The 24,861-nt window shown below is 71.4% G+C and carries 20 protein-coding genes; 6 read left to right on the top strand and 14 right to left on the bottom strand.

Annotated features, from left to right (window positions below; all coding sequences use genetic code 11):
- Positions 1-250 precede the first annotated feature (250 nt).
- The 4 genes from ACGFT1_RS05890 to ACGFT1_RS05875 all read right to left on the bottom strand — a co-directional run bounded on the left by ACGFT1_RS05890 (position 251) and on the right by ACGFT1_RS05875 (position 5,934).
- Positions 251-2,464, bottom strand: coding sequence for a WD40/YVTN/BNR-like repeat-containing protein (locus tag ACGFT1_RS05890; protein WP_373907795.1), 2,214 nt, complete (start codon positions 2,462-2,464; stop codon positions 251-253).
- 1,144 nt (positions 2,465-3,608) lie between these two features.
- The gene (locus ACGFT1_RS05885) at positions 3,609-4,478 is read right to left on the bottom strand and encodes a phosphatase PAP2 family protein (protein ID WP_373907794.1); all 870 of its coding nucleotides are present in this window, start codon (positions 4,476-4,478) and stop codon (positions 3,609-3,611) included.
- Complete coding sequence (locus ACGFT1_RS05880) at positions 4,475-5,284, bottom strand: polyphosphate polymerase domain-containing protein (protein ID WP_373907793.1); 810 nt, start codon at positions 5,282-5,284, stop codon at positions 4,475-4,477. The genes ACGFT1_RS05885 and ACGFT1_RS05880 overlap by 4 nt, the downstream gene beginning before the upstream one ends.
- Positions 5,281-5,934, bottom strand: coding sequence for a DUF4956 domain-containing protein (locus ACGFT1_RS05875; protein WP_373907792.1), 654 nt, complete (start codon positions 5,932-5,934; stop codon positions 5,281-5,283). The genes ACGFT1_RS05880 and ACGFT1_RS05875 overlap by 4 nt, the downstream gene beginning before the upstream one ends.
- A 152-nt stretch (positions 5,935-6,086) precedes the next feature.
- On the opposite strand from ACGFT1_RS05875, the gene ACGFT1_RS05870 reads away from it, so the two are divergent.
- Both ACGFT1_RS05870 and ACGFT1_RS05865 read left to right on the top strand, forming a co-directional pair.
- A complete protein-coding gene (locus ACGFT1_RS05870; protein WP_373907791.1) occupies positions 6,087-6,758 on the top strand; it encodes a response regulator transcription factor in 672 nt (223 codons plus the stop codon).
- On the top strand, positions 6,755-8,128 hold the full coding sequence (locus tag ACGFT1_RS05865; RefSeq protein ID WP_373907790.1) for an ATP-binding protein: 1,374 nt from the start codon (positions 6,755-6,757) through the stop codon (positions 8,126-8,128). Before ACGFT1_RS05870 ends, ACGFT1_RS05865 begins: the two co-directional genes overlap by 4 nt.
- Positions 8,129-8,471: 343 nt before the next feature.
- Here ACGFT1_RS05865 and ACGFT1_RS05860 read toward each other — a convergent pair whose 3' ends face one another.
- The 3 genes from ACGFT1_RS05860 to ACGFT1_RS05850 all read right to left on the bottom strand — a co-directional run bounded on the left by ACGFT1_RS05860 (position 8,472) and on the right by ACGFT1_RS05850 (position 10,848).
- Complete coding sequence (locus tag ACGFT1_RS05860; protein ID WP_373907789.1) at positions 8,472-9,122, bottom strand: TetR/AcrR family transcriptional regulator; 651 nt, start codon at positions 9,120-9,122, stop codon at positions 8,472-8,474.
- A gap of 141 nt (positions 9,123-9,263) precedes the next feature.
- Positions 9,264-10,655, bottom strand: a complete 1,392-nt coding sequence (locus ACGFT1_RS05855) for an amidase (RefSeq protein ID WP_373907788.1) — start codon at positions 10,653-10,655, stop codon at positions 9,264-9,266.
- Positions 10,642-10,848, bottom strand: coding sequence for a hypothetical protein (locus tag ACGFT1_RS05850; protein ID WP_031089454.1), 207 nt, complete (start codon positions 10,846-10,848; stop codon positions 10,642-10,644). The genes ACGFT1_RS05855 and ACGFT1_RS05850 overlap by 14 nt, the downstream gene beginning before the upstream one ends.
- Positions 10,849-10,997: 149 nt before the next feature.
- Here ACGFT1_RS05850 and ACGFT1_RS05845 point away from each other — a divergent pair, with 149 nt between their 5' ends.
- Both ACGFT1_RS05845 and ACGFT1_RS05840 read left to right on the top strand, forming a co-directional pair.
- Entirely contained in the window at positions 10,998-12,332 is a 1,335-nt protein-coding gene (locus ACGFT1_RS05845; RefSeq protein WP_373907787.1) for an MFS transporter, read from the top strand.
- 11 nt (positions 12,333-12,343) lie between these two features.
- Positions 12,344-13,279 (top strand): MBL fold metallo-hydrolase, encoded by a 936-nt coding sequence (locus tag ACGFT1_RS05840; RefSeq protein ID WP_373907786.1) that lies wholly within the window; start codon positions 12,344-12,346, stop codon positions 13,277-13,279.
- A 480-nt stretch (positions 13,280-13,759) separates the two neighbouring features.
- Here ACGFT1_RS05840 and ACGFT1_RS05835 read toward each other — a convergent pair whose 3' ends face one another.
- Positions 13,760-15,088 carry a class I SAM-dependent RNA methyltransferase gene (locus ACGFT1_RS05835; protein ID WP_373907785.1) on the bottom strand — a complete coding sequence of 443 codons (1,329 nt, stop codon included), beginning with the start codon at positions 15,086-15,088 and terminating at the stop codon, positions 13,760-13,762.
- Positions 15,089-15,191: 103 nt separating this feature from the next.
- The gene (locus ACGFT1_RS05830) at positions 15,192-17,240 is read right to left on the bottom strand and encodes an APC family permease (protein WP_373907784.1); all 2,049 of its coding nucleotides are present in this window, start codon (positions 17,238-17,240) and stop codon (positions 15,192-15,194) included.
- 371 nt (positions 17,241-17,611) lie between these two features.
- Here ACGFT1_RS05830 and ACGFT1_RS05825 point away from each other — a divergent pair, with 371 nt between their 5' ends.
- Both ACGFT1_RS05825 and ACGFT1_RS05820 read left to right on the top strand, forming a co-directional pair.
- On the top strand, positions 17,612-18,283 hold the full coding sequence (locus ACGFT1_RS05825) for an NAD-binding protein (protein ID WP_373907783.1): 672 nt from the start codon (positions 17,612-17,614) through the stop codon (positions 18,281-18,283).
- Complete coding sequence (locus ACGFT1_RS05820; protein ID WP_373907782.1) at positions 18,283-18,954, top strand: TrkA family potassium uptake protein; 672 nt, start codon at positions 18,283-18,285, stop codon at positions 18,952-18,954. The genes ACGFT1_RS05825 and ACGFT1_RS05820 overlap by 1 nt, the downstream gene beginning before the upstream one ends.
- Positions 18,955-19,297: 343 nt before the next feature.
- On the opposite strand, the gene ACGFT1_RS05815 is transcribed toward ACGFT1_RS05820, so the two are convergent.
- From ACGFT1_RS05815 to ACGFT1_RS05795, 5 genes are all read right to left on the bottom strand, one after another.
- Positions 19,298-20,104, bottom strand: a complete 807-nt coding sequence (locus ACGFT1_RS05815; RefSeq protein WP_373907781.1) for a DUF3159 domain-containing protein — start codon at positions 20,102-20,104, stop codon at positions 19,298-19,300.
- 3 nt (positions 20,105-20,107) lie between these two features.
- Positions 20,108-20,506: an OB-fold nucleic acid binding domain-containing protein gene (locus ACGFT1_RS05810; protein ID WP_373907780.1), complete on the bottom strand. Its 399-nt coding sequence runs from the start codon at positions 20,504-20,506 to the stop codon at positions 20,108-20,110.
- 80 nt (positions 20,507-20,586) lie between these two features.
- Positions 20,587-21,276 carry a response regulator gene (locus ACGFT1_RS05805; RefSeq protein WP_373907779.1) on the bottom strand — a complete coding sequence of 230 codons (690 nt, stop codon included), beginning with the start codon at positions 21,274-21,276 and terminating at the stop codon, positions 20,587-20,589.
- Positions 21,273-23,891 (bottom strand): ATP-binding protein, encoded by a 2,619-nt coding sequence (locus tag ACGFT1_RS05800; protein ID WP_373907778.1) that lies wholly within the window; start codon positions 23,889-23,891, stop codon positions 21,273-21,275. Before ACGFT1_RS05800 ends, ACGFT1_RS05805 begins: the two co-directional genes overlap by 4 nt.
- Before the next feature lie 198 nt (positions 23,892-24,089).
- The gene (locus tag ACGFT1_RS05795) at positions 24,090-24,860 is read right to left on the bottom strand and encodes a DUF3710 domain-containing protein (protein ID WP_373907777.1); all 771 of its coding nucleotides are present in this window, start codon (positions 24,858-24,860) and stop codon (positions 24,090-24,092) included.
- Position 24,861 lies beyond the last annotated feature (1 nt).

The raw sequence follows: 24,861 nt of genomic DNA, 5'->3' as shown, positions 1-24,861 counted from the left end.
TTCTGCGAGTGATTGCTCAATCAACGGAGCTGATCGCCGTCCGGCCGTACCGGGGTGTGATGCGTGACGGCGCCCCTCTCGGCATCCGGCTCTCCGAACACGTGCAGCCGGCCCATCCAGGGCGGGGCGATCGAGGTGGGGTGGCGAGAACCACGCCGATGCCGCCTGCCCGCATCCACTCCGGGGGCCTGCCCGACCAGCGAAACTCCCGTGCACCTGGCCGCAGTTCGGGCTTCTGCCAGGCCGGGTATCAGGCGGGCTCCCCGTACTGCACTCCGCGTCCGTTGGTGGAGACGTAGACCCGGCCGTACACGCGCGGGTCACCGGTGATGGCCGCTCCGGTCCAGCCCCACTGATGCTGGTCGTCGTTGATCCGCGTCCAGGTCTTCGCCTGGTCGTCGGAGCGGTGGACGGCGGTGAAGCTCTCGACGGCACCGACCATGTAGATCGCCGGGTAGGAAGCACCCCTGGCGGCCTTGCCGAAGCCCAGGGTGTGTGCGGCGTGGCAGCTGCTGACCTTGGCGAAGGTCGCGCCTGCGTCGGTCGAGCGGTAGAGGCCGTTCCCCTTGAGGCTGAGCCAGAGGTCGCCGGTGCGGCCCGGAGCAGCCGTCAGCTGGAACTCGCTGTCGCCCGTGCTCAGGCCGGTGGCCCGCGCGGTGAAGGTCCGGCCGCTGTCGGTGCTGGCGAACAGCGTCCCGGTGGTGGTGTCGAAGGCGTAGGAGCGGGTCGGGTCGACGGGATCCGCGATCGGAGCGGCACCCTTCGGGAAGGAGGCGACCTCGGACCAGGTGGCGCCGTTGTCGGCCGAGCGGTACCCGGGGTTCGCCGTGCCGAAGGACCACAGCAGCACGCTGCCGTCGGCGTTGGTGGCGATCGGCCCCGGCGCGTCCTTGGCGATGGCGGGCTGCGCCCCGAAGGGGGCCCACGTCCTGCCGCCGTCGTTCGAGTAGGCGCCGTTGCCGTCGTTGCCCCAGCCCGCCCGGACCACGTACGACGGCTTGGCCGCGGCCAGCGACAGGCCGGTGGAGGTGCCGAACACCGGGTTCGACGCCATGCCGCGCGACGGCGACGCCGTGAGCCGCTCGTGGTACATCACACCGATGTCCCCGGACCCGCTGAGCAGGTGCGCCTCACCGGTCGGCGGCGAGACCAGCAGGCGGACGGACGCCTCCTCCACACCGCGGATCTGCGGGGCCCAGTGCTTGAGGTCGCGGGTGCCGTAGAGGGTCGCGCCGGTGCCGTACACGACGTGCTGCGAGTCGTACGGGTCGAGAGCGAGGGCCTGGATCCACCAGCCGAACTTGGGGTTGCTCCCGCCCCACTTGAGGTAGGGGGTCTCGGAGACGTCGAGGACGGCCGTGTCCTTCAGGGACGTCCAGGTGCGGCCGCCGTTCGTGGAGCGGAAGACGGTGTCGATCTCGGCCCAGCGGTTGTTCGTGGAGACGACCACCGTGCCGGGGCGGCGGGCGTCGACGGCGACACCGCCGTAGCCGAAGGAGTCCGCGGAGCCGCCGGCCGTCGTGCCGCCCGGCTTCACCGGGGTGACCTCGCTCCACTTCCCGCTGCTGGTGCGCAGCTTGTGCACGCTGCCGTCGGACTGCCCGTTGGGGCCGGGCGCGTTGGCGTACGTCACGTACAGCTCGCGTGTGTGCCTGTCGTACGCGGCGCGGATCGGCACCTTGGCCGCGGTGCCGGTGGGCTGCCCGGGGACGGCCTCCCAGGTCGCGCCGTCGGAGGTGCGGTACAGGTTGGGATTGCCGGCGGTGCCGTCCGAGTCGCCCCAGCCGGCGTAGACCGTACGGCCCCCGGCGGCCAGGAGCGTGACGCCCTGGCCGCTGGCGCCCGGTGTGGCCGGGAAGCCCACGGCCTGCCAACTGGCGCCCCGGTCGATCGACTTGAGCAGCCCGTCGTGCCGGGTTCCCAGCCACAGCGTGTCGCTGTCCCGCGGATCGACGAGCAACCGCTCCCCCGCACCCCGCCCGTCCTCGTTGCCGCCCAGCTTCACGGTGAGGTCGGTGCGCTTCCAGGTGGCACCGCGATCCTCGGACCGCAGCACGGCCCCGTCGCCGGCCCACGACTGCGTGTACGCGCCGAGGGCGAGGTACAGCCGGTTCGGGTGGGCCGGGTCGACGGCCACGGCCTCGACGCCCAGCAGGTTCCAGTCGTCCCAGCCGAGGTGATCGGTCAGCGGGATCCAGCGGTCGGTCCGGTCGTCCCAGCGGTAGGCGCCACCGATGTCCGTGCGAGCGTAGGCGAGGCCGCGGCAGGAAGGGTGGAAGAGGACACCGGTGACGAATCCCGTGCCGCCCTGGACGGCGTTGCGCCAGCGGTAGACGGGGGCCGCAGTCTCGGCGCCGCTACCGGCCGCCTGCGCACGTCCCTGCAGGACCGGCAGGGTCGCGACCGCGGCGGTGGCAGCGGTCCAGGCGAGTACAGCTCTTCTGCTGTTGTGCAATGCGTGCATGACTTTCCTCCTCTTGCGCGGGACAAAGGGGAAGGTGACGCCCTCAGGGGCGACGGCTCTACGCCGCGGACCGGGGCAAGGGCGTCAGCCCTTGATCGCGCCGGTGAGCATGCCCTTTTCTGCCGGTCCTGAGGATGCGGAGGCGACGTTCGGTGCCATTGCGTCACCCCTTCATGGCGCACCCGGACATCCGGCGGTGGGCCGTCGGCTGCGGTGACGTGACTTGAACCAGCTGAGCTGAAACCGGACATCCCATCACTGTCGAAGCATTTTGTCGAAGCGCTTCGACGCTGCTGTGAGATTAAGTGAACGCTCATGGGCGCACAAGGGCCGCCTCAAAGATTTCTCCGCGGTGCTGGAGGTTGTTCTTCGCGTTCTCTTCTTGACGGGAAGTTGTCGATCTCTTGATGCACTCCTGGTGCCCTGACAGACATCGAAGCGCTTCGAAAGCACGTTTCGCTCTGCCGCAAGGGAATTCACGTGTCTGCACACTGCTGGCCGCACACACCACCGCCGTTCCGCGCTCACAGCTGGCTTTCGCCAAGCGCATCGACGACCTTCTGTCGCGGCTCACCCGACGAAGAGAGTGGGATGCCCGCCTCAGTTCACGCCCGCCGTGGCCCGCCGCCGTCCGCCGCGACCGCGCCACGCGTACCGTCCTCGATCACGTCACCAGCCGGTGGGGGTACTGGTCCTCCTCGCACTGGCCCGCTCCACCCAGCGCTGGGAGAACTACGCAAGGCCGTCGACGGGATCAGTGGCACATGCTGCCGCTCACGCGGTGGATCGCCACGCACGCAGACGACATCGTGCGCAACGCCGCCGAAAAGCCCCTGACCGGACCTGATCCTGCGGCAGTGCCGGCCAGGTGGCGATCACACGGAAAACTCAGGTCAGAGCCCCTTCGCCGCCGGTTCAAGGATCGCCACGCACTCCACATGATGCGTCATCGGAAACATGCCATAGGGCGGCCCGATGGGAAAACATGCAGGTGAGACCGCATTTTTCCGCCTCGGAAACAGGCTGCGAAGCGGCCCGCGCGTCAAACGAGCGTCACGAGCGATAACGCGCGCCTCACGATGGCGAGCCCCTTGAAACCGCGCTCGTCGTGCCAGCCTCCACCTCGCGCACGAGCCGCCGCGGCTCAGCGGTGCCAGTGTCCGCTGACGGCCAGCTCGTAGTCGCCGATCAGGTCGCCGAGCAGGGTGCCGGCGGTCAGGTCGCTGGTGACGTGGCCGGCCATGTAGAGGCGGGAGTAGAGGACCTCGGCCCGCATCCACTCGTAGTCCTCGGCCCGGTGCGGGGAGAGGGCGCTGAGGAAGGTGACGGCCGCGGCGGCGCGGGTGGCGTGGCGGGAGGGGTAGGAGTACGGGCCCTTCGCACCGGGCTTGATCTGCTTCTCCGGGCGCAGGGTCGGGTCAAGGACGAACGGGGCCGGCTGCTTGTCCTTGGCCGCCAGCTGGTCGCTGATCGTCTTGGCCAGCTTCAGGGCCGCCTTGAGGTCGGCCTTCTCCGCCGTGCCCTGCGCCGACGGAATCAATTCGCGCCGGTCGTGAAGGTAGAGCTTCCAGATGTCCTTCTTGCCGTGGAGCTCCAGCCAGGTCGCGGCCTTCTTCCCCGCCGCCGTGCGGGTCTTGGCGAGGGCCTGGACCTGGTGGAGTTCGGCGGTGCGCTCCTTGGCGGACAGGGGCGCGGGGATCTGCGCGGCGGCCCAGGCGGTGAACGCCTTGTCGTCGCGCGTGGTGCCGTGCTCCGCGGTCCACTTCGCGAAGAGGGCGTCGGCCTTGCCGCGTTGGGCCGCCGCCTCCTTCCCGATCGTGGCGATCTCGGCGTCGGTGAAGAGCTTCGGCGGCAGGTCCTGCTTGATCCGTGCCGTCGCGCCGGGCTTCTTCTTCGCGGTGGTGAAGGTGGCGGCCGCGACCCACTGCGGTCGCAGCACGCCGACGGAGACGGCCGCGACGGCGAGCAGCGCGATCAGGGCATACGGCCATTTGATGCCGCGCAGGGCGTTCATGCGGCGGGGGTCCTTTCGAAGAGCGCATGCGCCTCGGTGGTGAAGTGGGCGCGCGCGAGGCGGCGTACGTCGTTGTCGGGCAGGCCGGGGGTGAGCAGGGACTGGCCGACGATGTACTTGCTGAGGGAGACCGGCCGGGCGCCGAGGCTCAGCAGCAGCCGGTCGGCGGGGGCGAGGCGGGTGCCGCCCTTGGTCTCGACGAGGACGTGGCCGGAGTCGAGCGCGGCGGTGCGGTCGCCCCGGTGGCAGGTGAGGGCGCCGTCGAGGGTGACGCGGGTGCCGTGGTCCAGGTCGGCGAGGGCAGCGCGGACGTAGCGGACCTCGGCGGCCGGGGCCAGCTCCTTGGCCGTGACGGGGATGCCGGATCCGTCCAGCATCTCGTCCACGAACTCGGTGGCCCGCGTGCCCAGTTCGCCGTACGCGACGGCCGGGACCGTGAGGGCGTGTTTGACCGTGGCGCCTCGGCCGTCCTTCGTCTTCACCTCCACCCGGCACAGCCCGTCCTCCGCGTACAGCCGGGTGCGGACCTTCCAGCGCCGGCGGCGCCCCTGGGCGTGGGCGCGCCAGGCGCCGAGTTCCTCGGTGTCGAAGTACGTGCTGAGGTAGCTCGTCGTCCGGCGGCCGGCGCCGAGGTCGAGGACGCGGTGGCTACCGGCGAGCCGGGCGACGAGGTCGCGGGCACGGTCGAGCGGGACCAGGTACTTGCGGTCGGTGCGATGCTGAAGCGCGGCGGCCGCGTCGACCTCGGCCAGCGTCGCGCCCCGCAGCCCGGACAGGCCGAGTGCGGACGCGAAAGCGGACGTCATGAGAGCGTCAGCTCCTCGCGCGGCTCGGGCCGCGCGGCGAGCGCGGCATCGCCGGGCTGCACGGGGTAGCGGGCGGAGACCCGCGTGGTCTCGCGAACGTAGTCGACCTCGTCGACCTCGACCGACAGCGGCGCACGGCCGAAGCGGAGCGCCACGTCATTGGCGATGAGCGCGGGCTCCGGGTAGATCCGGTCGAGGGTGAGCTTCACCGTCCGGGTCGGCGGGTCGTACGACTTCGGGTCGTCGACCAGCAGCACCGCAAGCAGCACCACGGCCCCCAGTGCGACGACAAGCCACATCTGCCGGTGCGGCAGACCCGTGCACAGGGCGATGACCAGAGCCACGAAGGTGTAGGCGACGTCGCGCAGGGTGAACGCCGCGCTGCGCAGCCGGACCAGGGAGAGGATGCCGAACAGGCCGAAGCCGACCCCGGCCGGGAACTTGCCGGAACTGATCGTGCTCATCGCGGCGAACAGGCCGATGTTCAGCGCGGCCAGCACCAGCGGCATCGCCGGTGCGCTGGGGCGACGCCGGTAGAGCCAGCCGACCAGAATCAGCAGCGCGAGGACGTCGATACCGCCGCGGGTCATCACGTCGGTGACCGTGAGGTGGCCGGTGATGCCCTTGGCGGCGAGCACCGATGCGAGCATGGGGATCCCTTCCGTCACGGCACGTCGGACGGCGGACCGGTCGCGGTCCGCGGTGCACCGCAACCTGAATGACGGTAGGGATGTCACATGAACAGACCATGAAGCCTTCCCGGTGGCGGTGCCGTGGCCGGCAGGTGGTTAGCCTGACCGGCATGCACTACCTGGTCGTCGACGACGAGACACGCCTCACGGACCTGGTCGTCCGCTACCTGATCGAGTCCGGGCACACCGCCGAGGGCCGCTACGACGGCCTCTCCGGGCTCGCCGCCGCCCGTGACCCGCGCGTGGACGCCGTACTCCTCGACGTCATGCTGCCGGGGATGGACGGGGTCGAGGTCTGCCGGACGCTGCGCGCCGAGGGCATCGACGTGCCCGTGATCCTGCTCACTGCGCGCGGCGCGATCAGCGAGCGGGTCGTCGGCCTTGACGCCGGCGCCGACGACTACGTGGTCAAGCCCTTCGCCGTGGAGGAGCTACTGGCCCGACTGCGGGCGATATCCCGGCGCCGCCCCGAAGTGGCACGCCAACTCCAGGTCGGCGATCTCGTCCTCGACCCGGACCAGCAGCGGGCCTGGCGGGCAGGCATCGAACTCGACCTGTCGCGACGGGAGTTCGACGTGCTGCGGGTGCTGATGGAGAACGCCGGACGCGTGGTCAGCCGTCTGCAGCTGCTCAACGAGGTCTGGGACGGCGAGACCGATCTGCGCAGCAACGCCATCGACGTCCACGTCTCCAAGGTGCGCGCCAAGGTCGACCGCGCCTTCGACCGTACGACCATCACGACCCTGCGCGGCCGCGGCTACCGCCTGGAGACCGCCCCGTGAACCTGCGCGGCCGGCTCCGGTTCTGGTTCCGGCGGCTGCCCGTCGTCACACGCCTCGTGCTGGCCGTCGCCGTCACCATGTCACTGGTCCTGACCGGAGCGGCCGGTCTGGTCTACTGGCGGGTCGAGACGGCCCTCGACCAACAGCTGAACGACGACCTGACCACCTACGGGCGCAGTCTCGACCAGGCGGTTGGCGCTGGGACCGAGCTCCCGCCCGGACCCAGCGGCAGCCTCCAGCAGGTCCTGGACACACGCGGCCGCATCGTGAGCTCCAGCGATGCCGTGCGCCACCGGCCACTGCTCGCCCCCGCCGAACTCGCCGCCGTCGAACGCGGAGCCACGCTCCGGCACGACATCGGTTCCCTGCTCCCGATCACCTCCGGCACCCTGCGCCTGCGGGCACGGCAGGTCACGGCGGATGGCGGGACCAGGATCGTCGTCGCCGCCCTACGGCGCGGTCACCGGGATGAGGCGCTGCGCGAACTCCTCGCCCAGCTGGGCATCGCCTCCGGCCTGACCCTGATCGCCGCCTCCTACGTCGGCTACCGCACCGCCCGCGCCGCCCTGCGCCCCGTCGAGCGCTACCGTAGCGGCGCCGCCACCCTCGCCGGCGGCGCCCAGAATCTGCGCCTCGACGTGCCCGCCGACCGGGACGACGAGATCACCCGCCTCGGCCACACCCTCAACCACATGCTCGACCGCCTCGAAGCATCCGCCGAACGCGAGCGCCGGTTCGTCGCCGACGCCAGCCACGAACTGCGCACCCCGCTCACCCTGATGCGGGCCGAGGTCGACGTCGCACTGCACCGGCCCCGCTCCGCCGAGGAACTCACCGAGACCCTGCGCGCCGTGGACGCCGAGGTGCAACGTCTGATCGACCTCTCCAACGCCCTCCTCGACCTGGAGGAACTCGGCAGCACCGGCCACATCGCCCGGGCCCCCGTACGACTCGCCGACCTGGTCGACACCGCCGTCTCCCCGCATCGACGCACCGCCGAACGCGCCGGGCACGGCCTGCACACCGACGCGGACGACACGACCGTCGACGTAGACGCCCGCTGGCTGGTGCCCGCCATCGGCAACCTCGTCGACAACGCGCTGCGCCACGGCAACGGAAGCGTCCGCGTCACGGCCGCCGTCCACGACGGCAGGGTACGGGTACGCGTCCACGACGACGGGCCCGGCTTCCCGCCCGGGTTCCTCCCCCGTGCCTTCGACCGCTTCGCCCGCGCCGAAGCGAGCCGCACCAGCAAGGGGTCCGGCCTCGGACTCGCCTTCGTACACGCCGTGGCCACCGCGCACGGCGGCACTGCGCACGCCGAGAACACCAGGCAAGGGGCGGTCGTCACTCTTGAGCTCCCCAGCTGAGCCGGGCGATGCCGTTGGCCTGTCGCAGTCTGGCAACCCGCGCCGCCCCTGGGGAGGCGAAGCGGGACGCACGTGCCGGACGGGGTCCCTGCCCGTGCCGATGGAGCCGGTCCGCGCGGCGCCGGGCCGGAGAGGTCCGGCAGGTGGAGTTGCCCGCTTCGAGCGTCATGCGAGCGTCAAGAATCCCCGGACGAGACCTTGACGGCGTCCTCCGATGCAGCACCTCCCGCATGAATGCGCAGGCCAGAAGGTTGCTAGGGACGCCGTCCGCTCGAACCGCTGTACGGAGAGAAGCAGGTCGAGCGCTCTACTGGGCCGCAAAACCGCAGGTCAGACACCCTTGTCAGCTGGCTCCAGGATCGCTGCACACTCCACGTGCGACGTCATCGGAAAGATGTCCCGCGGCCTGGGTGGGGCGAGAGCCGGCCTCGGTCTGCAGGGCGTACACGGCGTTCGTCACGAGCTCGCGCGCGTATGCGGCGTCCAGTCGGCCAGGGCGGAAGAGGATGCGGTACATGATCGGCGCGACGACACGGTCGATCAGCAGTTCCGTCTCGGGCACCGGCTCCCCCCGCTGCACCGCACGGGCCAACACGGCGTCGATCTGCTCTGCGGCATACGCCGAACACTGACCGGCATTGGTGCCGTCGGGGTCGCCGAGCAGGGCGTCCCGGATGTACGCACGCCCGGTCGGTGAGGCCATCTCGTCGAGGAACTGTTCCGCCCACGCGTCGAGATCGGCCCGCAGGCTTCCGAGATCGGCCGGATCCGTTTCCGGGCGCAGTCGTTCGACGGCCACGTCGGACAGGAGTTCCTGCAGGTCACCCCAACGACGGTAGATCGTGGAGGGAGTCACGCCCGCCCGAGTGGCCACCATCGGGACCGTGAGCGCGTCGCGGCCCACCTCCCCTACGAGTTCACGTACCGCCGCATGGACGGACTCCTGTACGCGTGCGCTGCGCCCGCCGGGGCGGGCCATGGGCTTGGGACTCATGCGATCCACCTTAATGCGAATTTGTTGCTTCTAGGCGGTGGCCGGCGTCGGCGACCCGCAGGGCTGCGTATCCGGGCGCCCGAGCACGGCGGACGCCCTGCGGCGACGCGACCGCATGCCGGTTGGAACGTCCCCCTTCCCTCAGGCGGCGAGGGGAGCAAGCCGCCCCGCGCCGGCCACCGACTCCTCGTAGACCCGGCCCACACGGAGCACCGTCGCGTCGTGGAAGGGGCGCGCCATCAGCTGCATACCGATCGGCAGTCCGGCGCGGTCGTGACCGACCGGCAGGGTGAGGGCCGGGACGCCGGTGATGTTGGCGGGGGCACAGAGGCGGACGTAGCTGTCCGACACGGCCTCGGTCGTGCCATCGGCCCACTCGACGGCTTCCTGCCCCGCCTCGGCGGCGGTCATCGGCACCGTCGGCGCGGCGAGGACGTCGATTCCGTCGAACATGCGAGCCCAGGCGTCTCGCATCATGGTGCGGGCCCGCTGGGCGCGGAGGTAGTCGCCCGCAGAGGTGAGTTCGCCGGCCTCCAGCAGGATGCGAACGTCCGCCGCGTACAGGTCGGGGGTGGCGCGCAGCGACCGCTCGTGGTACGCGGTGGCCTCGGGAACCATCAGCCCCCACTGAACGGCCTGGATGTAGCGCGCCATCGGGATCTCGACATCGACGAGCTCCGCCCCCAGCTCCGCCAGCCGCTCGATCGCGCCGCGTACGGACTCCTCGACCTCGGGCGTGACCCGGTCGAAGTAGTGGTTCCGCGGTACGCCGACCTTCAGTCCTCGCAGGTCGCCTCCCGGGAAGCGGTCCAGCATGGGGCCGGACACGCTCGCCGGGTCGCGCGGGTCGTGGCCGGCGGTCGCCGACAGCACCAGGGCGACGTCCTGGACGGTGCGGGTGAGAGGGCCCACGTGGTCCAGGGACCAGGACAGCGAGGTCACGCCTGTGCGTGGGACCAGGCCGTAGGTCGGCTTGAGGCCCACCACGCCGTTCAGGGCCGCGGGGACCCGGATGGAACCGCCCGTGTCCGTGCCCATGGCGAACGTCGCCCCGCCGGCGGCGACAGCTACCGCCGAGCCGCCGCTCGACCCGCCCGCGACCCGGCTGTGGTCCCAGGCATTGTTCGTCTGCGGAGTGGTCAGGCCGTAGGCGAACTCGTGCGTGTGCGTCTTGCCCAGGAGGACGGCCCCGGCGGCGCCGAGCCGTTCGGCCACCCGGCTGTCGCGTTCCGCCACGTGCCCTGCCCGGACGTGCGAGCTCGCCGTGGTGGGTACCCCCTCTGCGTCGATCAGATCCTTGAGCGCCATGGGGATCCCGTGCAGCGGCCCGCGCGGTCCGCTTCCGGAGATCTCCCGTTCGGCGCGGACCGCTGCGGCCAGGGCCGCGTCGGCGACGACGGTGACGTAGGCGCCCAGCCGTCCTTCGACGGCGTCAATACGGGCGAGCACCGATTCGGTGAGTTCGACGGGGGACAGCTCCCGTGCGCGCACCGCACGGGAGGCTTCGGTCAGCGACAGCTCAAACGGTTGCATCGGCGTTCCCCTGTCCGGCTCGGTAGGAGGACGCGGGAGGGGTCTCGCCGAAATCGAGCTCGCGCAACGTGCTGATCACGGAATGGATGTAGTTGGCCGTCATGGCCACTTCTTCATGTCGGCCGTCCCCGAGGGGGAGCCCCGCCCGCAGCGCCCCTCGGGCTGCCTCTTGGGGGGTGAGTTCGCTGGTCATGGCTTCCTTCCGGATCTGTGCGGCGCGACGGGCCGGAGCTGGTGCAGGACCTCCGACCACCGTAAAAGCGAATCATTTGCTTTAGTCGATCGTAGGACCTACGGTTGCCTTAAAGCAAACCAATCGCTTTTAGCGTAGGAAGGACCCTCATGCAGAGCGTCCCCGCGGGCCTCACGCCTCCCCGCACCTCCCCATCCGGACGCCTGCCGTTCGCATTGCACACCTCGATCCTCATCGCGCTGCTCGCCGCATCCAGCGCGCCGACCCCGCTGTACCCCCACTACCAGGCTCAGTGGCAGTTGTCGGCCCTCGACATCACGGTGGTCTTCAGCGCCTACGCTCTGGCACTCCTGATCGCACTGCTGACGACCGGAACCCTTTCCGACCATGTCGGACGCCGCCCCGTGCTCCTGGGCGCACTCGCGGTCCAGGTCGCCTCCATGGCACTGTTCGCGACGGCCGACGGCCTGACCACCCTGATCGGCGCCCGCGTGCTGCAGGGCATCGCGACCGGCGCGGCGACCAGCGCAGCAGGTGCGGCTCTCCTCGACCTGGAAGACCCCGCCCGGCCGGGGCGCCCCGCGCTGGCCAACAGCATCGCGCCGGTGACGGGCATGGCGGCCGGCGTCCTGGCGGCCACCCTCATGGTGCGCTTCGCCCCCGTTCCGGCGATCACGGTGTACGCGGCCCTGATCGCCGTGTTCGCCGCGCAGGCCATCGCCCTGGTCTCGACGTCCGAGACCGTCCGCCGCCGTCCCGGAGCACTGCGCTCGACGCGGCCCCACCTGGCGCTGCCGTCGGCGGCCGCCCACGCTCTCCTGCTCAACGGCGCCGGCGTCGTCGCCGTCTGGGCACTCGGCGGCTTCTACTCGTCCCTGGGACCGGGCTTCACACGGCTCATCTCCCCCGGCGGACCCGAATACGCCGGCGGCCTGGTCTTCTTCACGCTGACGGCCGTCGCCGCCCCGACGGTGTACTTCACGCGCAGGATGCGTGCCGGCGTCTGCGCTCTTCTCGGGAGCTGCGCGGTGATTCCGGCGGCCGTCCTGACCCTGGGTGCCCTCTGTCTCGCCGGCCCCGTACTTCTCTTCGCCGGGGCGGCGCTGGCCGGGTTCGGCTTCGGAGCCGTCTCCCAGGGTGCGCTGCGCGCGGTCGTCGACTCGGTCCCGGCCCGGGAGAAGGGCGGCACGCTCGCCTCCTATTACGTACTCAGCTACCTGGCGATGAGTCTGCCCGCCATCGGCGCCGGCGCCCTCACCGCCGGCTTCGGGCTGCGTGCGGCAGCACTGGCCCATGCCGGCTTCGTGGCCGTACTGGCGACCGTCGCAGTCGCGACGCTGACCGCGCCGCTGCGCAGTCGGCGCCGGACACCGTCCCCGGACGCCCACTCCCGCCCGGCAACGAGCAACTACACATCCGCCTCACCCGACACACCCGACACACCCGCTCCAGGCATCTCCGTCCTCGCGACCCATGACAGATAAGGAAAATCGCCGTGTTCACCTCATCGCAGACGACCAAGTCCACTACTCCCCCCGCCTCTTCCTGGACGGTGGGCAACCACACCGTACGACGCATCGACGAAGTGGCCCTGCCCGCCCGGACCGGTCCGTGGCTGCTGCCCGGGGCGACCACCGACCTCGTGAGCCGGACTCCCTGGCTGAGCCCCGAGTTCGCCGACGAACAAGGCGTCCTGCGCCTGGCGAGTCACAGCTTCGCCGTCGAGGTGGACGGCATGCGGGTGCTGGTGGACACCGGCATCGGAAACGGGAAGCGGCGCTCCAACCCCGCCTGGCACAACCTGAACAGCGACTACGAAGCACGGCTACGGGCGGCGGGCTTCGCGCCGGAGAGCGTCGACGTCGTGGTCCTGACCCACCTCCACGCCGACCACGTGGGGTGGAACACGCGTGCCGAGGGCGACGCCTGGGTACCCACCTTCCCGAACGCGCGCTACCTCACCTCACGCACCGAGTGGGACTACTGGGCGGGGGCCGACATGGAGGAGGCGCGTCGGCAGATGTTCCGGGACTCGGTCCATCCCGTCCGGGAGGCAGGTCTGTTCGACCTCATCGATGTCGCGGACGAGGGCACGGACGTCGCGCCGGGCATCCGTCTGCTGCCCACCCCCGGCCACACACCGGGGCAGGTAGCGGTGGAACTGAGCAGCCGTGGCGAGACCGCACTGGTCACCGGCGACAGCATCCACCACCCGGTCCAGATGGCGCATCCGGAGCTCTGCAGCTGTGTGGACGTCGCTCCCGAACTCGCGGCCAGGACCCGGAACCAGGTGCTCGGCTCACTGGCCGGTACGTCAACTCTCCTGCTGGGAAGCCACTTCCCGCCGCCGACCGCCGGACACGTGCGACGCGAGGACGGCGGGTACCGACTGGCCCCGGCTCCCTCAGGGGTCACGCCCATCGGCGGCTGAAGCGGATCGAAGCACCCGGGACGGGCCGCGCACCGAGTCGCACCAGTCCGTGCGGGTGACGTCCTGAGCGTCCGCGACCGGACGGCCCGGGAGCGGATGTGAGACTCCTCCGGCATGCGCTCCGTCGTCACCGATGGTGCCGGAGGAAGTGATGACCGATCACCGGCTTGCGCCCTTTGCGTAAGCCGGCTGTCGGCTGTCCCACGTGGGCGTCAGTCACGCCGACGCGTCGCGAACGAGGGCCACGTGCCGGCCCCACTCGCCCCTCGCCGGCCGAGCAACGCGACCCTGCTTCGGTCTCACGAATCGAGCGTCATTCGAGCGTCAAGATGATGAATGCGCGTCGCCGACATCATTCGTACGAACCCCGCCACACCCGGTAACCGCAGGTCAGGCGAGTGTGAACAGCAGTGCGTCTGCCCGACCCGCTACACGGAGAAAATCAGGTCGAGCGACCCACCCGGACCACAGAACCGCAGGTCAGGCGCCCTTGTTCGCAGGCTCCAGAATCGCCACGCACTCCACGTGATGCGTCATCGGGAACAGGTCGAACGCCCGCAGCGTCCGCACCCGGTAGCCGCCCTCGCGGAAGTAGGCCAGGTCGCGGGCCAGCGCGGCGGGGTCGCAGGCGACGTAGGCGATCCGGCGGGCGCCGAGGGAGGCGAGGTGGGTGACCGTGCTGCGGCCGGCGCCGGCGCGGGGCGGGTCCAGGACGATGAGGTCGGCCTCGGAGATGCCGGTGCGGGGCAGGGCCGACTCCACCTTGCCCTGCTCGATACGGACCCGGGGGAAGCCGGCCAGGTTGTGCCGCGCGTCCTCCACCGCCCGCTTGCCGGACTCGATGCCGAGGACCGCGCCCTTCTCGCCGAGGCGGTCGGCCAGGGCGCCGGCGAACAGGCCCACGCCGCAGTACAGGTCCAGGGCCGTCTCGCCCTTGCGCGGCATCAGGCCCTGCATGACGGCCTTGACCAGGGTGTCGGCCGCCTTCGGGTGGACCTGCCAGAAGCCGCCGCTGCCGACGCGGTAGGTGCGGTCGTCGGCGCGTTCACGCACGAAGGCCCGGCCGTGGACGCGGTGGATGCCGCCGTCGTTCTCCTCGACGCGCATGACCGAGACGGGCCTGTCCAGCTCGACGAGCGGCAGCCGTGCCCCGGGCCGCGGCTCCAGGATCACCATGCGGTCCTGGGATCCCGTGGCGGCGATCGCCTCGACGGAGACCATGCCGGACCAGTCCCGGTCCTCGATGCCCAGTTCGCTGACGCCGGCCGCCGCGATCATGCAGTGGTCGATCGGTTCGACCTCGTGCGAGCGGTGGCGGCGCAGTCCTGCGTTGCCGTCGGCGTCCACCGCGTACTGCACCCGCGTCCGCCACTGCGGAACCTGGCCCGCCGGCAGCTTGTCGCCCTCGGCCGGCAGGACGGTGCCGTCCCAGCCCGCCTCCTCGGGGGTGAGGCCGGCGAGCCGCTGGAGCTGTTCGGCGATGACGTCGGCCTTGAGCCGGCGCTGGGCGCCCGGCTTGGCGTGCTGCCAGTCGCAGCCGCCGCAGCGGCCGGGCCCGGCGAAGGGGCACGGGGCCTCGATGCGGTCCTTGGACGCCTCGATGACGCGCACCGCGTCGGCGCGCAGGTAGCGGGCGCCCTGCTCGCCCTCCGTGACCCGCGCCACGACCCGCTCGCCGGGCAGCGCGTGCCGGACGAACAGCACCTGTCCCTCGGACGTACGGGCGATGCAGTGGCCGCCGTGGGCGACGGGGCCGATCTCGACCTCGTACTCCTCACCCACCAGGGACGTGCTCGGTTCTGCCTGCATGGTGGGGTGACTCCAGATCGGGAAGCGGGAAGGCGGTGCGCGGAAGGCCGCACACCGGTGGGCCGGACAACAGCCCACCAGTCTACGGCCTCCCCGCCCGGCCTCAGTCCTTGCCCGACGGCTCCTTGGGCCGCATCACGGCCGGGCCGCGCCGGACCGCGCCCGGTGCGTTCCACTCCTGCCGCTTGCGGGCCCGCAGCTTGGCCGCCTCCGAGGACTGCAGCTGGTACGGCACCGACGTCACCATGACGCCGGCCGTGAACAGCAGGCGGCCCTTGAGGCGCAGGGCGCTCTGGTTGTGCAGCAGGTGCTCGTACCAGTGGCCGACGACGTACTCGGGGATGATCACGGAGACCGCGTCGCGCGGGGACTCCTTGCGCAGGCCCTTGACGTACTCGATCACCGGGCGGGTGACCTCGCGGTACGGCGAGTCCAGGACCTTCAGCGGTACGTCGATCCCGCGCCGCTCCCACTCCTCGCGCAGCGCCTTGGTCTCGGCCGGGTCCACGTTGACGGTGAGCGCCTCCAGGGTGTCGGAGCGCATCAGCTTGGCGTAGGCCAGGGCGCGGAGCGTCGGGCGGTGGATCTTGGAGATCAGGACGACGGAGTGGACGCGGGAGGGGCGGACCATGTCGTCGCTCGGGCCCTCGGGGGCGGCGATCTCCTCGGCGACGCGGTCGTAGTGCTTCCGGATCGCGGTCATCGTCGCGTAGAAGATGCACATGCCGAGCAGGGCCACCCAGGCGCCGTGCGTGAACTTGGTGACCAGCACGACGACGAGCACCAGGCCGGTGAAGAAGGCGCCGAACGTGTTGATCGCGCGGGAGCGGATCATGTGGCTGCGCTTGGCCGGGTCGTTCTCGGCCGCGAGGTGGCGGTTCCAGTGCCGGACCATGCCGGTCTGGCTGAGCGTGAAGGATACGAACACGCCGACGATGTAGAGCTGGATCAGGCGGGTGGAGTCGGCGCCGTAGATGAACACGAGCAGCATCGCCGCTCCGGAGAGCAGCACGATGCCGTTGGAGAAGGCGAGGCGGTCGCCGCGGGTGTGCAGCTGGCGCGGCAGGTAGCGGTCCTGGGCGAGGATCGAGCCGAGCAGCGGGAAGCCGTTGTAGGCCGTGTTGGCGGCCAGGAACAGCACCAGCGCGGTGGCGGCGGCCAGGACGACGAACAGGAAGCTGCCCTTGCCGAAGACCGCCTCGGCGACCTGGGAGATCACCGGGTTCTGCACGTAGCCACCGCCGAGCGGGACGCCGTGGTGCAGCAGGTCGGTCGCGGGGTTCTCGGCCATGCGGACCTTGGTGGTCATGGCGAGCGCGATGATGCCGCAGAACATGGTGACGGCCAGCAGGCCCATCATGGCGAGCGTGGTGGCGGCGTTCTTCGACTTCGGCTTGCGGAAGGCGGGGACGCCGTTGGAGATCGCCTCGACGCCGGTGAGGGCCGCACAGCCGGAGGAGAAGGCGCGCAGCAGCAGGAAGACGAGCGCGAAGCCCCCGAGCCCCTGGTGCTCGGCCTTGATGTGGTAGTCGGCGGTCGGGGCGCGCATGGTGTCGCCCAGGAACAGCCCGCGGAAGGCGCCCCAGGCGATCATGATGAAGACGCCGCCCACGAAGACGTACGTCGGGATCGCGAAGAGCTTGCCGGACTCCTTCACGCCGCGCAGGTTCATCAGCGTCAGCAGGATGATCACAGCGGCGGCGCAGAGCACCTTGTGCTGGACCACGAAGGGGACCGCGGAGCCGAGGTTCTCGATGCCGGAGGCGATCGAGACGGCGACGGTCAGCACGTAGTCGACGAGCAGGGCGCTGGCCACGGTCAGGCCGGCCTTGGGGCCGAGGTTGGTGGTGGCGACCTCGTAGTCACCGCCGCCGCTCGGGTAGGCGTGCACGTTCTGCCGGTAGGAGGCGACCACGGTGAACATCAGCACCACGACCGCGACGGCGATCCAGGGGCTGAAGTGGTACGCCGACACGCCCGCGATGGACAGGACCAGCAGGACCTCCCCCGGCGCGTAGGCGACGGAGGACAGCGGGTCGGAGGCGAAGACGGGCAGTGCGATGCGCTTCGGCAGGAGCGTCTCGCCCAGCCGGTCACTGCGCAGTGCGCGCCCGATCAGGATCCGTTTGGGCACGTCGGTCAGTTTGGACACGAGAGAGGATCGTAAGCCTTCGAACTGGCACCCGCCCACCCGGCATGCTCAATCTGCCTCACGAGTGAATTCGGGGGCGCACGGAACTGCGGATTCCGTGGTCTGGGTGCCCCGCGTGCCTGGATGGCAAACCCCGCCTCTCCTCGCACTCCGGAGGTGCCATGCCCGCGACCGCGGAGCTGATCGGGGCGACGCCCGCCCTCACCGGCCTCGGAATCCTCACCCTGTGCAGCGTGCGCAGCATCACTCGCCGGCGGCTTCCCCCGGTCCCGGCACAGGGGTGCCGCCCGGGCGGCGCCCGTGTGTAGCTTTGGGCGTCGGTCTGAGACCCTGATGCTCAGCAGCAACTTTTGGACACCGGAAGGACGGTCGTGCACATCGTCATCATGGGCTGCGGGAGAGTGGGTTCCGCTCTCGCCCAGACCCTGGAGCAACAGGGACACACGGTCGCAGTGATCGACCAGGATCCCACCGCCTTCCGCCGGCTGGGGCCGGGATTCGGCGGCCGCCGGGTCACCGGCGTCGGCTTCGACCAGGACACCCTGCGCGAGGCGGGCATCGAGGAGGCCGGTGCCTTCGCCGCCGTCTCCAGCGGTGACAACTCCAACATCATCTCCGCGCGCGTGGCCCGCGAGATGTTCGGCGTGCAGAACGTCGCCGCCCGCATCTACGACCCCCGTCGCGCCGAGGTCTACCAGCGCCTGGGCATCCCCACCGTGGCCACGGTCCGCTGGACCGCCGACCAGATGCTGCGCCGCCTGCTGCCCTCCGGGGCCGAGCCGCTGTGGCGCGACCCCACCGGCGGTGTGCAGCTCGCCGAGGTGCACGCCTCCCCGAAGTGGGTCGGCCACAAGATCAGCAGGCTCCAGGAGGAGACGGGCGTGCGGGTGGCGTTCCTGACCCGGCTCGGCGAGGCGATCCTGCCCACCTCGCAGACGGTGCTCCAGGAGGGCGACCTCGTGCACGTGATGATGCGGACGGACGACGTGGAGAAGGTCGAGGCGGCCTTCGCCGGTGGCCCGGAAGAGGAGAGCGGTCACTGATGAGGGTCGCCATTGCCGGGGCCGGCGCCGTCGGCCGCTCGATCGCGGGCGAACTGCTCGAGAACGGCCACGAGGTCCTGCTGATCGACAAGGCGCCGACCGCGATCTCGGTCGAGCGCGTCCCGCAGGCGGAGTGGCTGCTCGCCGACGCCTGTGAGATCACGTCCCTGGACGAGGCGGCGTTGCAGCGCTGCAACGTCGTGATCGCCGCTACCGGCGACGACAAGGTGAACCTGGTCGTCTCACTGCTCGCCAAGACGGAATACGGCGTTCCACGCGTCGTGGCCCGCGTGAACAACCCCAAGAACGAGTGGCTGTTCAACGAGTCCTGGGGCGTCGACGTCGCCGTCTCCACCCCGCGCCTGATGTCCGCCCTGGTCGAGGAGGCGGTGAGCGTCGGCGATCTGGTCCGCCTGCTCCGCTTCAGCCACGGTGACGCCAACCTGGTGGAGCTGACCCTGCCGGAGGAGTCGGCTCTGGCCGGCACCCAGGTCGGCGACGTGGAGTGGCCGCAGGACACCTCCCTGGTCACGATCATCCGCGGCACCCGTGTGCTGACCCCGTCCCCGGAGGACTCCCTGGAACCCGGCGACGAACTGCTCTTCGTGGCCGCGCAGGCCCGGGAGGAGCAGCTGGAGGAACTGCTGTCGGTACGCCGGGAAGAGGCCTGACCGTCTCCCGCGGCTGCCGGACCGGCCACAGTGCCTGTCCGGCAGCAGGCGGTGCGCCACAGGCGGCGGTGGGGCCCGCAACGGGCGCCGGCCGGGGGACGGCGCTACGTTTCGCAACAGGCCTCGGCAGGCGGTAGGCGGCCGGCCACCGACGGCAGTGCGCCCCGACACACAGCAGCCGGGCCGCGGTCGCTGATCGCCCCGGCAGCAGGCACGGGCGGCAGGCGCCGGGCACAGGCGCTGGTCGCCCGGCAGCAGGCACGGGCGGCACGCGGGCAGTCGTGGTACGGCGAAGGGCGCCCCTGGATGGCCAGGGGCGCCCTTCGCCGTCGTAGGACCTCGCTCACGCCCCCCGGCGGTGCCGTCCGCTCGTCGGCTCGCCGTTCTCCGCGGCCAGAGCGGCCGCGCGCTCCTTCGCCGCCTTCTCGGCCTTCTCCTCGGCCTCCATCTCCGCGAAGACGTCGATGGGAGCCGGCGCCTTGGCGAGGAAGACCCAGGTCAGCCAGACCGCCAGCAGGAACGGCGGGATCTTCAGGGCGATGAGGATCCAGCCGAGCTGGGTGGTGTCGGCCCACCAGTACAGCGGGAAGAGGATCGCGCACTTGGCCAGCAGGATCAGGCCCCAGGCCCAACTGGCCTTGGCGTACGCCTTCTTGCGGCCCGGGTTACGGGTGCGCCAGGAGAGGTTCTCCTTGAAGACCGGGCCGAGGATCAGGCCGATCAGGGGCACACCGGCGAGGGTCGTGACGATGTACGCCACCGCCAGGCCCAGTGTGTAGATCATGCCGGGGAGGTAGAAGTCCTTGGCGTTGCCCGTGAACATCGCGAACACGACGCCGAAGGCCACGCCGAAAACACCGCTGAAGGCGTGTTTGACGGTGTCCTTCATGGCCAGCCGGACCACGACCAGCACCAGCGACACGACCAGCGCGGCGATCGCCGAGAGGTGCAGGTCCTTGTTGATCGTGAAGATCGTGACGAAGAGCAGGCCCGGCACGACCGTCTCGACCATGCCACGGACACCGCCGAACGCCTCGAACAGCGCGGCCTCGGTCACCGCGCGGGCGTCGTCCGGCCGGGGGACGCCCGGTTCGGTCACGCCCGACGGGGGCTGGTCGGTGTCTTCGGTCGGCTTGTCGAGGGACGTCACCGGCTACTCCCGTCCGAGGGGTCGCAGTTCGTATTTCGGGTTGAACAGCACCCGGCGGCCCCGGCTCATCGAGATCCGGCCCGATGCGATCAGCTTGCGCCCCGGTTCTATGCCCACGATGGAACGCCTGCCGAGCCACACCACGTCCAGCGCCGCGGAGCCGTCGAACAGTTCGGCCTCCAGGGCAGGGACGCCGGCGCGCGGGCGCAGGGTGACCGTGCGCAAGGTACCAGTTACCGTGACGATCTGCCGGTCGCGGCAGTCGCCGATCTTCGTGCAGCCCGCCGTCTCGGCGTCCTCGCGCAGCTCCTCGGACTCCAGGTCCTCCTGCGACGAGGAGAGCCGGTCGAGCATGCGCCGGAACCGGCCGGCCGGCTTTTCGGAACCAGGAACAGCACTCATACCTGAAGCGTACCGGGGCGCACGGACAGGACCGCGGCGCAGCTCGCCTCCCGCGACCGCCGCGGCGAACGGCCGCTGCCTCACTTCTCGAACCGGTAGCCCATGCCCGGCTCGGTGATGAAGTGCTTCGGGTGCGAGGGGTCCGCCTCCAGCTTCCTGCGCAGCTGGGCCATGTACACCCGCAGGTAGTTGGTCTCGGTGCCGTACGACGGCCCCCACACCTCCTGGAGCAGCTGCTTCTGGCCGACCAGGCGGCCGGTGTTGCGGACCAGCGCCTCCAGCAGGTGCCACTCGGTAGGGGTGAGCCGGACGTCCCTGCCGCCGCGGCGCACCTTCTTGGCGGCCAGGTCGACGGTGAAGCCCGCGGTCTCCACGGTCGTCAGGTCGTCCTCGCCGGGCCCGGCCGGCTCGGCCCGGCGGACGGCGGCGCGCAGCCGGGCCAGCAGCTCGTCCATGCCGAAGGGCTTGGTGACGTAGTCGTCGGCGCCGGCATCCAGCGCCTCGACCTTCTCGTCGGAGGAGTGGCGCGCGGAGAGCACCAGGATCGGTACGCGGGTCCGGCCCCGCAGGTCCCTGATCACCTCGACGCCGTCCATGTCGGGCAGGCCGAGGTCGAGGACGACGACGTCGGGGTGGCGGGAGGCGGCGAGTTCGAGGGCGGTCCCGCCGTCGGAGGCGGCGTCGGCCTCGTACCCGCGCGCCCTGAGGTTGAGCACGAGGGCCCGCACGATCTGCGGCTCGTCGTCGACCACGAGTACCCGGGTCGTCATAGGACCTGCCTTTCCGGTTCTGCGATGTCCGTGCCCGCGCCCGCCTCGGTGCCGCGGTCCCCCTCGTCCGCGGTGCCCGGACGTACGCCGTCCACGCCACCGTCGCAGGCACCGGAACGCGGGGCCGCCGCGCGCAGGGTCAGCACCATGGTGAGCCCGCCGCCGGGCGTGTCCTCGGCGTCGAGGGTGCCGCCCATGGCCTCGGCGAAGCCCCGGGCGACGGCGAGGCCGAGTCCGACGCCGGCGCCGCGCGGGGCGTCACCGTAGCGCTGGAACGGCTCGAAGATACGGTTCTTGGCCTCGTCCGGCACACCCGGCCCGCGGTCCACCACCCGTACCTCCACGCGGTCGGCGAGGGCACTGGCGGCGACCAGGACGCGCCGGCCGCGCGGGCTGTACTTGACGGCGTTCTCCACCAGGTTGGCCACCGACCGCTCCAGCAGCCCGGGGTCGACGGCGACCATGGGCAGCGTCTCGGGCACGTCCAGCCCGACGCTGTCCTCGGGTACGCCCCCGAGCGCCATCGGTACGACCTCGTCGACGTCGATCTCCCGGATCAGCGGGGTGACCGTACCGGTCTGGAGGCGGGACATGTCGAGCAGGTTGCCGACGAGGTGGTCGAGGCGGTCCGCGCCCTCCTCGATGCCCGCCAGCAGCTCCGCCTCGTCCTCCTCGGACCAGGCCACGTCGGCCGAGCGCAGGGAGGACACGGCGGCCTTGATGCCGGCCAGCGGAGTGCGCAGGTCGTGGCTGACGGCGGCCAGCAGGGCGGTGCGGATGCGGTTGCCCTCGGCGAGCGCGCGGGCCCCGTCGGCCTCCTCCCGCAGGCGCCGGCGGTCCAGCACGACGGCTGCCTGGGCGGCGAAGGCGGCCAGTACCCGGCGGTCCTCGGCGGGCAGCACCCGGCCGGTGAGCGCGAGCGCCATGTGGTCGCCGACGGGCATGTCGACATCGGCGTCCTCGGGACGCTCCAGCGGGGGCCCGGAGCCGGCGCGCCCCGCACAGGTCCAGGGCGAGACGTCGCTCTCGCGTTCCAGCAGGGCGGCCGACTCCATGGCGAAGGTCTCGCGGACCCGCTCCAGCAGTTCCTCCAGGCCGGTCTCGCCGCGCAGCACGTTCCCGGCGAGGAAGGAGAGGATCTCCGCCTCGGCGCGCAGCCGGGCGGCCTGGTGGGTGCGCCGGGCGGCGAGGCCGACCACCGAGGCGACCGACATGCCGACCCCGAAGAAGATCGTGATGGCGACGATGTTCCTGGGGTCGGCGACGGTCAGCCGGTGCAGCGGCGGGGTGTAGAAGTAGTTGAGCAGCAGTGAGCCGAGGGCCGCCGAGGCGAGGGCGGGCAGCAGGCCGCCGAGCAGGGCGGCGGCGACGGTGACGGCCAGGAACAGCAGCATGTCGTTGGCGAGGCCGAGGCCGACGGTGTTCAGCAGCACCGCCAGGACGACCGGGCCGGCCAGGCCGACGGCCCAGCCCCGCACGACCCGGGTCCGCCCGAGTCGCCCGCCGCGCGCGACGGGCAGCCCACGGCCCTTGGCGACCTCCTCGTGGGTGACGATGTGCACGTCCAGGTCGGAGCCGGAGTCCCGGGCGACCGTCGCGCCGACACCGGGCCCGAAGACGTACTGCCAGGGTTTGCGGCGCGAGGAGCCCAGCACGATCTGGGTGGCGTTGACCCCGCGCGCGAAGTCGAGCAGGGCGGCCGGTATGTCGTCGCCGACCACGTGGTGGAAGGTGCCGCCCAGATCCTCCACGAGGGTGCGCTGGACGACCAGCTCCTGCGGGGAGGCGGAGGTCAGGCCGTCGCTGCGGGCGACGCTGACGGCGAGGACCTCACCGCCGGCGCCCTTCTCGGCGAGCCGGACCGCCCGGCGGATGAGGGTGCGCCCCTCCGGGCCGCCGGTCAGGCCCACCACGATCCGCTCCCGCGAGCCCCATATCGCCGACACCCGGTGCTCGCTGCGGTAGGCGGTGAGGTGCTCGTCGACCCGGTCGGCCACCCACAGCAGCGCCAGCTCGCGCAGGGCCGTGAGGTTGCCGGGGCGGAAGTAGTTGGAGAGGGCCGCGTCGACCTTGTCCGGCTGGTGGATGTTGCCGTGGGCCATGCGGCGGCGCAGGGCCTGCGGGGACATGTCGACCAGCTCGATCTCGTCGGCCCGGCGTACCACCTCGTCGGGAACGGTCTCGCGCTGCCGTACCCCGGTGATCGACTCCACGACGTCGCCGAGTGACTCCAGGTGCTGGATGTTGACGGTGGAGAGGACGTCGATGCCGGCGGCGAGCAGTTCCTCCACGTCCTGGCGGCGCTCGGCGTTGCGTGAACCCGGGACGTTGGTGTGGGCGAGATCGTCCACGAGGGCGACGGCGGGCCGGCGGCGCAGCACGGCCTCGACGTCCATCTCGCCGAGGGTGGCACCCCCGTGGTCCAGCTGCCGCGGCGGCACCACTTCCAGGCCGTGCAGCATCATCTCGGTGCGCGGCCGGCCGTGGTGCTCCGCGAACGCGACGACGCAGTCGGTGCCCCGCTCGATCCGGCGGTGCGCCTCGGCGAGCATCGCGTAGGTCTTGCCCACACCGGGTGCCGCGCCCAGGTAGATCCGTAGCTTGCCGCGTGCCATGGCCTCATTGTCTTCCCGTGCCCGTTGCCTACGCAGCGTCGACCCTATGGCCCACCGTTCCGGCCGACCGGACGGAACCGGGGGCGACGGGCAACTTTGACGCAACCCTGACGAGCACGCCGCGGCGCACCACGCACACCGGGCCGCTGCCCCGCGGAGGGGGCACGGCCCGGTGTCACGGCTGAAGGCGTGGAGCGGCTAGCGGACCTCGGTGATCTCGGGTCCGCGCTGGAGGTGCCCCATACCGCCGGAGAAGCGTGAGCCCTCGTCCTCCTGCTGGACGCCCTCGGGGACCATCTGGGCGTCGTTCGGCAGCTTCAGGACGATGGGGTCGCGCGGGGCCATCGGGCCCTCGCCGCGGACCACGACCGTGTCGCGGAAGATCTGCTCCAGCAGCCCGGCGGCCTGCGGCTGCACGGCGCCCTGGCCGGAGATCACCCCGCGCAGGAACCAGCGCGGGCCGTCCACACCGACGAACCGGACGACCTGGAAGCCGCCGGTGCCGTCGGGCAGCTGCACCGGCACCTGGGCGCGCAGCTCCCAGCCGAGCGGGCCCTCGACCTCGTCGACGATGCCGCCCTGCTGGGTGATGCCGCTGCCGATCTCCTCGCGGACCTCGCCCCAGATGCCCTCGCGCTTGGGCGCGGCGAACGCCTGGAGCTGGATGGCGCTGTCGCGCAGCACGACGGTCGCGGCGACGATCGCGTCACCGGCGACCTCGACCCGCAGCTCCATGCCGTCGACGCCCGGTACGAACAGACCCCCGAGGTCGACGCGGCCCTCGGCCGGGTCACGCACCTCGCTGCTGTCCCAGGGCCCGTCGGGCCGGGGCCCGGGCTCCAGCCGGACGCGCTCTCGCTCGCGCTCGGCCTCCTCTACGTCCGCCTCGGTGTCGACGCTGTCGACGACCTGCTCGGCCTCGCCGGCCGCTTCCTCGGCGGCACCCTTCGTCTTGCGACGTCCGAACACG

It is taken from the genome of Streptomyces sp. Y20, from assembly GCF_043195475.1.
Lineage (GTDB): Bacteria > Actinomycetota > Actinomycetes > Streptomycetales > Streptomycetaceae > Streptomyces.
Note: the sequence above shows the minus strand (reverse complement) of the source record. Positions and strands in the feature narration are given on the sequence as shown.